Source organism: Desulfatitalea alkaliphila (assembly GCF_022968795.1).
Lineage (GTDB): Bacteria > Desulfobacterota > Desulfobacteria > Desulfobacterales > Desulfosarcinaceae > Desulfatitalea > Desulfatitalea alkaliphila.
Map to the genome: position 1 here is coordinate 221655 of NZ_JALJRB010000003.1, position 12346 is coordinate 234000.

Consider the following 12346-nt stretch of genomic DNA (forward strand, 5'->3'; position numbering starts at 1 on the left):
CATAAAACGTTAAAACGCCAGCCCATATGCGCTTTGCTACACCGGCACAGCCACCGGACAGGATGTTTGTATGAAGCCAAGATTGAAAATCGCCGAAACCCGGGCGCCGGACGGCAGCGAAATGGTCCTCTACCAGCATGACCGTGACTTTTTCATGATGCTCAACGGTCAGGATCTGATGGACAGCCGTCAAAAAGAGTCGGAGCTTGCACTTGCGCGGCTGGGCTGCCGGCATCTATCTGCCTTCAAAGCACCCAAAGTCCTGATCGGCGGCCTGGGAATGGGCTACACCTTGCGCCAGACCCTCGATATGCTCGGCCCTGACGGCCGGGTGGTGGTGGGCGAACTGGTTGACGCCGTGGTCGAATGGAACCGTGCCCATCTCGGTGTCCTCAACGACCACCCTTTGGAGGATCCCCGCGTCGATCTCGAACGCGGCGATATCGTGGATATCATCACCCGTTGCAGCGCCCGCTTCGATGCGATCTTGATCGATATCGACAACGGTCCCGACGCCATGACCACCGCGGACAACCACCGCTTGTACGGTAGCGCGGGCATTCAAGCGTGTCGCCGCGCGCTTGTCAAAAATGGATGCCTGGCCGTGTGGTCTGCGGACCCGAGCAAAAAATACGAACAGCTCTTGGTGCAAGGCGGTTTTCATGTGCGCCGCTACCGGGTCCCCGCCAACAGGGGAAGTTCTTCATCACGGTTCGTGTGGGTCGCGTCGGAAGACAAAACGCGCCTGCCGCCGGGGGGTGGCGAACCGCGGCGATCAGAGAAGAAAAAAGTGTCGATCAAAAGGCGGCGCTGGCCCCGGAAGAACCGATCTGGACGTTGATGGCGTGTTCCTGTACCCCGTTGTTGCCATATCCCAGCACATTCCAGAAAGCATTCATGGGTTGCTGCCGTCCCTTGCCATCGGTGGCGCGGGCCATGATCCTATAAGCCCCCTCTTTTACGACGTGCCAGACGAATTGCCATTGCCGCCATGCAAATGGTTCGTGAGGACCGATGAACTCGGCCGGCTTCCAGTTGCGCCCGCCGTCCACGGAGACATCAACCGCCCCGATGCCGTCTTCGCCGCCGTAGGCCGCGCCCAGAATCGTGACCGGCCCCGCCGGCAAGGTCTCGTCCGGTAAAGGTTGGGTGATGATGGACTTGAGCTTGAGAGCAGTGACAACATTCCCGGATTCAGGGGCATCTCCTTTTTGATAGACACGATAGACCTTGTCCATGAAAAAGCCTTCGTAAGGCCGATCCAGCAGCGTGATCCGCTGCAGCCACTTGACGCAATTGGCACCGGTCCAACCAAGCGCCAACGCTCTGAGTGGGTATCCGTGCTTTAAAGGCAACGGCTCACCGTTCATTTCATAGACCAGCAGGCTTGAGGACATGGCTTTTTCAAAAGGAATGCTGCGAATGAATTTCACTCCGGCCGACCCGAGTGGCTTGTCGAGCCCCTCGAAGGCCACGTGCTTCGTTTTGCGGCCGGGTTGCGCCATGTCCAGTATGTCTTTGAGCCATACGCCGCCGAACACGGCGTTGCCCACGCCGCCGATGGTCCAGGGATTTCCCGAAGCTTTTTCCGCGAGCAGTGAGCGCCCGTTGCCGGAACACTCGAGGGTGTTGGAAACGATCGCTTTGGGCATTCGCAGGATCTGATCAAAAGTAATTTCAATCGGCTGCTCTACTTCACCATCGATTCCAAGGCGCCATTCCTCAAGGGAAATTTTGTCTGACGGGATTTCGCTTTGATTGCGATCAAAGAAGACGGCATTGGCGGTGATCCAGGAACGCAGTGACGGAATCGGTGTTTCCGCATTCAGCGGCCTTTCGGTCATGATCCGCATTTTCTTTTCCATGATGGCTTCTCCATTCCGGCGTTGTTGAAAAAATCCCAACCGGTTGTTGAAAAAATCCTAACCGTTGAATGGGAAAAAGGTCAACCGTATCTTTTTTTCGAGCCTTTTTGTGTTAGGGTAGTCGCATGGAGCCAGTTGATATGACATCAGGGTGCCGGCTCAAATGCGACGACCGGCTGCGCCGGCAAATCCAGTGCCGACTGCAGGCGTTTGCCCACCGGAACCACGACCAACACCGCCTGCGGCAGGCAGCGGTGGCGATTACGGTGGTGGGCGTTGACCAGAGTTCATATGAGGCGGAGATATCCGCTTGCCGCGTCCATGCGACGGATGCCGCCATCATTTTGACCCGGCGCTCCGCCCTTCTCAAACACCATGCCGGCCAATGGGCCCTGCCCGGCGGGCGATCGGAGCCGGATGAAACCCCTGAGGAGACCGCCTTGCGGGAACTCCAGGAGGAGGTCGGCCTCTCCTTGACCCGGGATCGGATCCTGGGACGTTTGGATGATTTCACCACCCGCTCCGGTTTCATTATGACCCCCATCGTGTTCTGGGGTGGACCGGAAGTGGATTTACAACCCGACCCCGGGGAGGTGCGGTCCATCCACCGGATTCCCATTCGGGAGTTTCTGCGGCCCGATGCGCCGATACTGGAGGAGCAGCCCGCCCACCCGCACCCGATCCTTTACATGCCGGTGGGTAACAGCTGGATCGCCTCGCCCACCGCCGCCCTGCTTTACCAGTTCAGGGAGGTGGCCATATTGGGCAACCCAACCCGCGTGGCCCATTTTGACCAGCCGCGGTTCGCCTGGCGTTGAGTTTGCGCTTGCGCTTTCAGCTTCAACCCCGCAGCCGGTGGCGGCCGGGAAAGACCGATCCATGAAGCCGATGCATTCGATCCACCAAGCCACCGTGAGCACCCTGACCCTGCCGCCCCACCACTCCACCAACGGTTACCTGATCGGCGGCGACGGCGAGGCCGTGCTCATCGACCCCATTTTCCAAAAGGGCAACCCCCTGGACGCCTGTTTGCAGGCAAACCGCATCCGCTCCATACAATATGCCGCCGTCACCCATCCCCACCCGGACCATCATGGCGGTATCGACCGATTATTGGCGCAACACGGGGGCCATCTGTTGTGCCACCGGGGCACCGCCGAACCCGCGGTGTTCCACCTGGCCGACGGCACCCGGATCAAGGCGCTCGCGGGCGGTGAAGCCATCAAAGCCGGGCCTTACACCCTGCAGGCGCTGCATACACCGGGCCACTCGCCCGCCCACCTCAGTTTTTACATTGCACAGGAGGGGATTCTGTTTTCAGGCGACACGATCCTGGGCTGCGGCACCGCTATCATTTCCCCCCCCGAGGGCGACATGGCCGACTACCTCACCACCCTCCGCAACCTGGCCGCCATGGATATCCGCACCATCTGCCCCGCCCACGGCCCGGTCATCACCGAGGGCGTCCAGGAGCGCATCGAGTGGTACATCGCCCATCGCCTGATGCGGGAGGCACGGGTCCTGGAAGCCCTGCGGGAAGGCCTCTCCACCCCCTCCGGCATCACCCGTCGGATCTACGATGAAGCCGATTTCCGCATGCATGGCCACGACCTGCAGCCGCGGGCGGAAAGGACCGTGCTGGCGCACCTGGAGAAACTGGAAAAAGAGGGTGTGGTGGTCCGGCAGGCCAATACCGACAGCCTCCATTTTCACATCCTGTGATCGATGGGTGGTGGCGCCGACTCTACTGGTTTCCTGCCCAGCCCCCTGCCATATCCTTGCTTGACGAGGGCCGCTCGGATTTCTGCCGCGTGAAGGCTTAAGACCGAATAAGCCGCAATACGCGGCCGGAATCCGGATACTACCGCCACCGTCGCCCCCGCCGGCCATCGGTACCATGCCCGCTGCCACAGCCGCTGCGGAGCCGCCGCTTGAACCGCCGGGAGAAAAAGATGGCTGCCAAGGGTTGCGACAGGGACCGAAGATTTCCGGTTCAGTGCCCCCCCATCCGGCCGAACAATGTGAAAATGATTCCAAAAGCATCGGATCCGATTTCAACCAATTGAAGCAATTGGGAAATTGGAAACCGGCCTCATCGCCTTTTATCCGGACACCTGCTGTGCGCAGTCCCTTTACCGATCTTCCCGCCACCGTGGCTTCTCGCCAAACCACCACCGGTTACATCGGGACGCTTACCTGGCTCACACAACATTTTCAACATTTGCTTATTTCTTTTCCAGCCAGGCGGGTTCACCATGCACCCGACCGCCGTCGACAACTATGGTTTCGCCCGTTACGTAGCTTCCTGCCCGGGATGCCAGGAATACGACGATGCCGGCCAACTCTTGCGGCTCGCCGAGACGGAGCATTGGAATTTGTGCAACTGCCTTGGCATTGACTTCCGGATTTTTCCATAAGGCTTCACTGAGACGGGTTTTAATGATTCCCGGGGCAATGGCGTTGACCCGGATATTGTATTGCCCCCATTCCTTGGCCATCACCTGGGTCATCATAATAACGGCCGCCTTGCTAACGCAGTAGACGCCCAACTCGCCTGCCCGTATACCGCCGATCGAGGATGTGTTGATGATCGATCCGCCGCCCCGGGTCTTCATGATCTTCGCTGCCATCTGGCTCAAAAAAAAGATGCTTTTGAGATTGACGTTCATTGTGATGTCATAGGTTGTTTCGTCCTGGTCGATCAACTTGCCGAAATAGGGATTGGTGCCGGCATTATTGACTAGGATATCAAGGCGGCCGAATTGTTGCATCACTTGATCAATCAGTGCCTTGGCATCCTCCATTTTGCCGACATGCGCCGCGATAGCCAGTCCCTTTACGCCCTTGGACGATATCTCGGCCGCAACCGGTTCGAGGCCGTCGATCTTGCGGCTGCTGACCACAACGTGGGCGCCCGCATCCGCCATGGCCAAAGCTGCGGCGCGCCCTATGCCCCGGCTTCCACCGGTGACCACGGCAACTTTTCCTTCAAGCGAGAACTGTGTAAGATCCATGTTTTATTCCTTTCGTTCCTTCTATTGAGTGGGGATCCCCTTACCATGACAGATGGTTTTGGTGGGACGGCTTTCAGGGGGGTCGGCAAGTCTGAGAGGGTAATGGATCGATCATCGCCACGGTTCAGCCCTGCTTGACCCGCGGAAATGCGACAATCAGCGGCAGGGTCAACAGCGGTAACCATGCCGCGGCATTCAGTACGGCATAAATCGAGTAAAGGTCGGCCAATCGGCCCACCAGTGGCGATACGAGCCCCCCCAGGCCGAAGGCCAATCCCATCATCAAACTGGCCACCATGGACCGACCTCTGGGCGCCAGGGTCTGGGCCATGGCGACACCTATGGGCATGGTGGCCAGAACCGATCCACCGGCCAGTATGGCGCCCAGATAGACCCAATGCCCTTCCAGGCGCAAAAAGAGCAGCAACATCGGCGTCATTAAAAAGTGGAAAAAAAGAAACACCGGCTTATAACCAATACGATCGGACAGAAGCCCGGCCCCCAGACCACTGACCGTTCCGGCCACGGTAAAAAGCGCGAATATGCCGCCGGCCGATACCAATGAAAACCCTTTTTGCACATACAGCACCGGCATAAAAGTCAAAAAAGACTGGCCGGTAATGGCCCGCAGCACCATCACCAACCAGATCAGGAACACGCTTTTCCAGACATTGCCCAGACTCTCTTTGATGGATCTGAAAAACCCCAGATGACGAAATCCTTCGCTTTGGGGAATCGGAACCACGAAAAAGAGATAAATGCAGACACATAGCCCCATCAGCATGGTCAGGGGTACCGCGGCAAGGCTGAAGCGAACGGCATACCAGGTGATGAACAACGGCCCGAGGCCGAAAGCCAGCGTGCCGCCGGTGTTGAAAACCGACATGGCGAAGCCGCTGTTACTTCCGGAATACAAAGGCACCATGCCGGTCACCGAGGGATGAAACATGGAAGAGCCGATGGAACCCAAAGCGATGACAATCAAAAGGGTCCAGAATCCCGGTGCCAGACCCGACAGGGGGATGAACACCACCGGTAGCAGCAGGCCCCAAAAAATGAACGCCCGGGACTGATAACGATCGGCCAGGTACCCCGCCGACGGTTGCACAATAAAGGCCAGCAACCGGTTGAGCCCCGCAATAATCCCGATTTGGGTTAACGACAAACCCAATTTTTCAACGAACAGAGGAAACAGCGGATTGGTGAAGGAGCTGTAAAAATCACCGGTGAAATGCACCAGGGTCAAGGCAAACAACACCTTGATATCGGCCTTGTCATAAACATTCATCCTTCGATCTCATCCAAAAGTAAAACCCACTGCAGGTAATCCAAGCACGAACGCAACCATATGATGGGTTTCACGCGCTCATTTTTACTGATCATACTAGATGCCGGTCTTCACTAAGGGCTCGCGCATGTTTCGCGAGCCCTAATCACTGAATCAGCGCCTTGCGCCGCAGGTGGTCGGCCATGAACTTTATCCCAAATAAACACGAATTCGTGTGCATCCATGAAGTTGAGTGATACACAGGAGAGAACGTTTTCGCAAATATTTTTAAAAAACGAGTTGACGGAACCATTGTTAAAAATGTTATTGGAACATAAATTCTGAATCGCAATATACATAGAACATAGCGAGGATAACCATGGGTCGACTGGGAAGGCTGATTGCACTTCTGATTCTGCCGCTCATTGCCATCATCGTGTACAGTGCTTTGAAATCTTATTTTTTCAGATCCCCTCCCATATGGACCTTTGAAATGTCCCTGTTCTTGTTCGGGGGTTTCTTCATGCTTGGGTCGGCATATTGTCATATGCTGAAAAAACATGTTGCCGTGGATATCATCAACCACTATTTGTCCGCCCGGTGGCGCAGGGTTCAGGGTGTTTTTGCCGAAGCCGTCGTCCTTTTCGTTGCGATTGTCATTATCTATATCAGTGTGCCGAGTGCCTGGCGCTCCACGCTCATCGGCGAACGGTCCATCCTGCAGACACCATTCAATCCACCTATATGGTGGTTTCGTTGGATTATCCCCATATCCTGTCTTCTGATTGCCGTGCAGGCTTGTATTGATATCGTTGCCCACATCAGGGGCACATCGGAAATTTCCTACGATAGCGATCCGCTGCAGGAGACGGAATAGATGTCACCGCTTTATATGTTTCTGGCGCTTATCCCGCTGCTGGTGGCGGGTGTGCCCATCGCTTTTGCCCTGGCGGCCGTTGCCATTGTATTTTCCTATTACCTTTGGGGCCCGGGCGCCCTGAACATTCTGGTTTCCGCAACCTGGGGAACCATGAACAATTTTGTCATTATCGCCATCCCCCTGTTCATTTTCATGGCTTACATTCTTCAAAAGACCAATGTCGTGGAAGACCTGTATGACACCTTCTATAAATGGTCCGGGCCACTGCGTGGCGGCCTGGCCATTGCGACGATTCTGGTGGGCGCCATTCTGGGGGCCGTTTCGGGAGTGGTCGCCGCCGGGGTTATCGGTCTGGGGCTGATCGGTCTGCCGCAGATGCTCAAGCACGGTTACAACCGCCGCGGGGCGTTGAGTGCGATTCTGGGCGGCGGCACGTTGGGGCAATTGATTCCTCCCAGCACGAACATGATTCTGTACGGTGTGGTAACCGGCGTATCCATTGGCGGTCTTTTTGCCGGCGGCATTTCCGCGGGGGTTGTTTTGGCCACCTTCTATATTATCTACGTTTTTGTCCGTGGCCTGATCGACCCCGACTTTGCGCCTGCGTTGCCTGCCGATGAGCGTGCAACCTGGAAAGAGAAATTCATCTCCTTGAAGAATGTGTTATTGCCCGCGCTGCTGATTGTTATTGTGCTCGGCACTATTCTGTTGGGAGTGGCAAGCCCGACGGAAGCGGCGGCTTTTGGTGCCGGTGGGGCGCTTTTTGTGGCTTTGATCAAATGGCGTTTAACCTGGAGGATCGTTTACGATACTTGCCATGAGACCTTGAGCGTTACCGCCATGGTCGGATGGATGATGATCGGCGCCAGCGCTTTCGGATCCGTTTTCTCCGGTCTTGGCGGCAATGCACTGGTCGCCGATTTCGCCATGAATATGCCCGGCGGTCCGAATATGGTGTTTGTTGTTGCCGCCGTTTTTATTTTTCTGATGGGCATGTTTCTTGAACCGGGCGCCGTTATTTTTCTCGCCGTGCCCATTATTGCGCCCATTCTGGTTACCCAGGGCTTCGATCCGCTCTGGATCGGCCTGGTGGTCAATGTCATTCTCCAAAGTGCCTATATTTCGCCACCGTTCGGGTTCAGTCTTTTCTATTTGAAGGGTTGTACGCCGCCAAGTATCGATATCGTCGAGATTTACAAGGCCTGTGTGCCCCTGCTTTTTCTGCAGGCCGCTTGTGTTGTTATAATATTTCTATTTCCGGACATCGTTTTGTGGCTGCCCAGATACCTGTTTAATTTGTAAGGTTTCCGAATAACATTTAAAAAAAGGGGGTAACGCAATGAAAAGAGCACTTGTGGTTGTGATGACGGTATTTTTTATGATGATGGGGGTGCAGACGGTTTTTGCACAAAAGGTCAACTGGCGGCTGGTGACACATGCCATGCCGGGAACGGAGCAACAGCGTATCGCCGAGGTTTTTGCGGAGACGGTGAAAATCCTTTCCGGAGGCAATTTTGTTATAACGGCTTATCCTGCCGGAGTTCTTTTTCCGGTTTTCGAAACCTTCGACAACCTCGCCAACGGCGTGGCCAACGCCGGCATGGTATACAGTGCTTACTGGCCCGGCAAGGATCCGTTGTTCAATTTCACCACGCAGCCGGGATCCCCTCTGAGCACTTATGCCGAGGGCGCCTACCTCGTGGAGAAGATCGAACCCTGGTTTGAGAAGCTCTATGCAAAACATCGATTGACCTATCTGGGCCACGCTATGGTCAGCCCGCTCTATGAGCAGTTGATGGCGGTCGTGCCCATTGATTCCATCGACAAACTCAAAGGGCTCAGAATTCGCGCGTCCGGCATCGGCGGTCAATATTATCGGGCGCTTGGGGCAACCACGGTTTCCCTTTCCGCTCCCGACATTTATACCGCCCTGCAGACACGCAGCATCGAGGCGGCGGAGTGGACATTCTGGGATGAAAACATGCGCATGGGGTTCCATGAAGTTGTCACCCACGTTATTGATCCCGCGCTGCAGAACGGTACTTGCGAATATTTTCCGCTGGTTGTCAATCCCAAAAGCTGGAATGCTTTGTCCCAGGAATATAAGGACATCGTCTTCGCCGCCCGTGACCGGATCCGTTATCTTTCCGCCATGGTGTATAACCATGAAATCATCGCACGTGAAAAATGGAAAGCGCTGTCCAATGTGACCGTAACCACCTGGAGTGACGAAGACCTTGCCAAGGCACGCGCTGTGGGGCACAAAGTCGTTTATGATGAAGCCCAGAAGTCGGATGAGGGAAAAGAGTTCCTCGAAATTTACCGCAACGTCCTTTGGGAACTGGGCTACAAGGACGATGCGAAGGAATTGGGATATAAGGAATAGAAAACGAGATGCCGTAACTGCAACCATCATGGCCGGCCGTCAACGGTCGGCCATGATTTGCTGTCTTGTTTCATGAATCCTTGGAGGTTGGTGTATGGCGGGTTGCCGTATCGATCATCTGGTGATCACCGCTCCGTCTTTAGGGATCGGGGCCGCCTTCATAAAAGAAGCGTTGGGTGTCGACCCGCAAGCCGGCGGCAGCCATCCATCCATGGGAACCCACAACCTTCTTCTTTCCCTCGGCGATGCGCTCTACCTCGAAGTAATTTCCATCGATCCATCGCTTCCTGCGCCTGATCGACCGCGCTGGTTTGGTATGGATAATCTTTCCGACAGCTCATTGCCCGCGCTGTCCACCTGGGTCGCCCGCACCGCGGATATCCGATCGGCGGCAGGGCGCAGTTCAGAGTCCCTGGGAAGCGTCACGCCCATGCAACGCGGGGACCTGAATTGGCTTATCACCATTCCCCCGGATGGTTTGGTGCCGCTCGATGGCGTAGCTCCGGCGCTTATTGAATGGCCGTCAGGCGTGCACCCCGCCGCACGGCTTGCCGACCGCGGGTTGCGTCTTGTTGAATTCGAAATTTTCCACCCCGATCCAAAGCGCGTCCAGCGGCTGCTTTCGTCTATCGATGCGCAAGGCATTGCTTCGGTCGCGGCCTCTTCAGACGGAACTTCGTCTTTGTCTGCCACCATCAGCACACCGGAAGGCCTTCGATATCTTTCGTCCGGCAAGATCATCGTCCATCGACAAACGTGAAGAACCGGCCCGTGGCGGCAAGGGAGCGCTTAAACCCTTTTTCCCCACGTCATGAGGCGTGTTGTACATACCCACAAAAGCATCATCGAAAACATCCGGGTGGAAACCGCGAAATTCTATTTTCGCCAAGGCGGTCGCGCCCTGTTGCACTTCCCCATCAACCACGTTGCAGCCGACGCAAAGATCGGTTTTGCCGGCATGCAATGTCCACGGGCCATTTTACCATTTCCCGGGTTTCCCACGCCCAGGTTAAGCGGCCGTGCGCACACTCGGGCTGTCGGCAGTGCGGCCGTCCTCGTCGACAACCCGCACGACGTAATCGTGGGGCACAGTTGCCGGCTCACCCTTCAGCACATCGTCATAGCAAAACCGCTGCCGGCTGATCTGGGGGCGGTGGGTGATCCGGGTCACCTCCTGATTGTCCCGCAGCACCACGTAGTGATCGATGGCAGTATCGCCGGCGTAGGCACTGTCCCAACTCACCCGCACCGCCTTGCGGCCGAAGGCGGGCATCGACGCGTCCGCCTCGGCGCCTACATGACGCGGCGGGGTCAACCCCACGGCCGGCCTCTGGAAATAGGCGTTGGCCCCATCCTTGCCCGCCGCTGTAACGCGGGCTTCGATGGCGGCCATCTGCTCAGCGCCAAGAGGACTCTTCAGTTGCGCCGCCGCGAGATTGGCGCTCAGCTGGCATTTGGCCGGATCATCATCAATGCGGCCGATGCCGATGATCAGGGTGCTGACACCATCGACAGAGAGCGCATAACGGATCAGGTCCGCACTGGGCAGCTCGGCGGAACCCACCTGGTGGTAGACATCATCGATGGTGCTCGAAAAAACCGGCGCCTTGTGATAGTAGGCCGCATCGGCGAAGACCTTCATGCCCACGATGCCCATATCGGCGGCGGCGGCAGTGGCAATCGCGTTGTGCCGGTGCGCCATGTACTTTCCGTCGCTGGGGTTGACGGTAACGAGCAGGGTGTCGATCACGCGGCGTTCATCCCTTTGAATGGCGTACATCAAGGCCGCGGTGTTCCAGTGCCCACTGATGCCGATATGCCGGACCAGGCGCTCCTTTTCGGGGTTGCAGCCGGTGCGGTCGGTGCCCTCCCGCAAATCCAGCATCGCTGCCAAAGCGCCCATCCAGGGCCGATTCGGGTCGGGATCGTCAACGCCTTCGAAAAGCATATCGATCTCTGCCATGGTATTGATGTTGTGAAACTGAATGCAGTCGAGATAAGCCCCCTCAGGGTAGCCCCCCTGGCCGTCGCCGAACATCAGACTCAGCGCCCGGCGCACGTCATCGACCGCGGTGGCCACACCGAACCCATCGGACATGCCGTCGCTCCAGTCGGTGGGAAACCGCTCGCCCGCCGGGCAGCGAGCGGTGCGGATGTGGGTCTTGCCGGCCACAAAGAGATCGGCGCGCGCCCGTTCGTTGTAATTGCCGGCTGCAGGCGACACCCCTATCCGCCGAAAGGCGTGGCCGTAATTGCGCTGGCTCGGCCCATAAACATTGGAGGTGTCCATATAGTTGATGCCCGCATTGTAGGCCTTTTCGATGATGGCAACGGGGTCGATACCCTCGGCGGTCCATTGCAGGGAAGCCTGTCCTCCCAGGCCCAGGGTGGTCACAAAACGCTCGGTCCGGCCCAGCCGGCGTGTCATTGGTTGTGTCATTTTGTCCTCCCTTGTTCCATGAACTGAAGATTCACTTCCGAGTCGCCCACACTGTACGCCAGGCCGTTTATGACCTGCACCCTTTCGGCGCCGGTCAGGATTGCAAGAAAGGAATTGCACCGGCGCAAGCGATCGGCCCGTTCGCCCAATTGACGTACTGTTTTCGAGTATATCGATGGTCCGCTCTTTGGGAAAGCACTTTCAATTGAATTATTGGTTTTTCCCTCTGATGTGGGGTTCGCTTTGGGACCCATCATGATTTGCCAAGCCGGCTTTGACAGCGCGATATACAGCGGCATGCACCTCGGATGGGCGCATGCCCGAATCAGCAACCATGGAATTGTAAGCCCACGCATGTGGACAATTGAAACCACACCATTGCCGGTTAAAATGCATACAATATCCGTTGCTTGAGCTCCGGTTCGCGACATCCTGCATCGACGGTAAAGTTTACCGCGCTTCTTGCCGATATCCATTTAGAAGATGAAAGGACC

General features: G+C 56.7%; 12 protein-coding genes and 1 pseudogene. 7 read left to right on the forward strand and 6 right to left on the reverse strand.

What is annotated here, in order from left to right:
* The first annotated feature begins 70 nt into the window (after window positions 1–70).
* A complete protein-coding gene (locus tag MRX98_RS04585) occupies window positions 71–841 on the forward strand; it encodes a spermidine synthase (RefSeq protein WP_246903391.1) in 771 nt (256 codons plus the stop codon).
* Here the strand turns inward: MRX98_RS04585 and MRX98_RS04590 are convergent.
* A complete protein-coding gene (locus tag MRX98_RS04590; protein WP_246903392.1) occupies window positions 798–1865 on the reverse strand; it encodes a sulfite oxidase in 1068 nt (355 codons plus the stop codon). The two genes, MRX98_RS04585 and MRX98_RS04590, sit on opposite strands and share 44 nt — an antisense overlap.
* Window positions 1866–2005: 140 nt before the next feature.
* Here MRX98_RS04590 and MRX98_RS04595 point away from each other — a divergent pair, with 140 nt between their 5' ends.
* Window positions 2006–2683: an NUDIX hydrolase gene (locus MRX98_RS04595; protein ID WP_246903394.1), complete on the forward strand. Its 678-nt coding sequence runs from the start codon at window positions 2006–2008 to the stop codon at window positions 2681–2683.
* Window positions 2684–2744: 61 nt separating this feature from the next.
* A complete protein-coding gene (locus MRX98_RS04600) occupies window positions 2745–3587 on the forward strand; it encodes an MBL fold metallo-hydrolase (RefSeq protein ID WP_246903396.1) in 843 nt (280 codons plus the stop codon).
* A 51-nt stretch (window positions 3588–3638) separates the two neighbouring features.
* Here the strand turns inward: MRX98_RS04600 and MRX98_RS04605 are convergent.
* From MRX98_RS04605 to MRX98_RS04615, 3 genes and pseudogenes are all read right to left on the reverse strand, one after another.
* Window positions 3639–3908: pseudogene (locus MRX98_RS04605) on the reverse strand (amidase family protein); the annotation flags it as partial.
* Window positions 3909–4090: 182 nt separating this feature from the next.
* Window positions 4091–4879, reverse strand: a complete 789-nt coding sequence (locus MRX98_RS04610) for a glucose 1-dehydrogenase (RefSeq protein WP_246903399.1) — start codon at window positions 4877–4879, stop codon at window positions 4091–4093.
* A gap of 124 nt (window positions 4880–5003) precedes the next feature.
* Window positions 5004–6167: an MFS transporter gene (locus MRX98_RS04615; protein ID WP_246903402.1), complete on the reverse strand. Its 1164-nt coding sequence runs from the start codon at window positions 6165–6167 to the stop codon at window positions 5004–5006.
* 358 nt (window positions 6168–6525) lie between these two features.
* Between MRX98_RS04615 and MRX98_RS04620 the strand changes: the two genes are divergently transcribed.
* The 4 genes from MRX98_RS04620 to MRX98_RS04635 all read left to right on the forward strand — a co-directional run bounded on the left by MRX98_RS04620 (window position 6526) and on the right by MRX98_RS04635 (window position 10172).
* Window positions 6526–7023 (forward strand): TRAP transporter small permease subunit, encoded by a 498-nt coding sequence (locus MRX98_RS04620; RefSeq protein WP_246903406.1) that lies wholly within the window; start codon window positions 6526–6528, stop codon window positions 7021–7023.
* A gap of 15 nt (window positions 7024–7038) precedes the next feature.
* Window positions 7039–8328, forward strand: a complete 1290-nt coding sequence (locus MRX98_RS04625; protein ID WP_281432201.1) for a TRAP transporter large permease — start codon at window positions 7039–7041, stop codon at window positions 8326–8328.
* A gap of 37 nt (window positions 8329–8365) precedes the next feature.
* Complete coding sequence (dctP, locus tag MRX98_RS04630; RefSeq protein WP_246903412.1) at window positions 8366–9412, forward strand: TRAP transporter substrate-binding protein DctP; 1047 nt, start codon at window positions 8366–8368, stop codon at window positions 9410–9412.
* Between the two features lie 94 nt (window positions 9413–9506).
* A complete protein-coding gene (locus MRX98_RS04635; protein ID WP_246903415.1) occupies window positions 9507–10172 on the forward strand; it encodes a VOC family protein in 666 nt (221 codons plus the stop codon).
* A gap of 249 nt (window positions 10173–10421) precedes the next feature.
* Here MRX98_RS04635 and MRX98_RS04640 read toward each other — a convergent pair whose 3' ends face one another.
* Together MRX98_RS04640 and MRX98_RS04645 are read right to left on the reverse strand one after the other, a co-directional pair.
* Window positions 10422–11852, reverse strand: a complete 1431-nt coding sequence (locus MRX98_RS04640) for an aldo/keto reductase (protein ID WP_246903418.1) — start codon at window positions 11850–11852, stop codon at window positions 10422–10424.
* A complete protein-coding gene (locus tag MRX98_RS04645) occupies window positions 11849–12151 on the reverse strand; it encodes a hypothetical protein (protein WP_246903421.1) in 303 nt (100 codons plus the stop codon). The genes MRX98_RS04640 and MRX98_RS04645 overlap by 4 nt, the downstream gene beginning before the upstream one ends.
* Window positions 12152–12346: the final 195 nt, after the last annotated feature.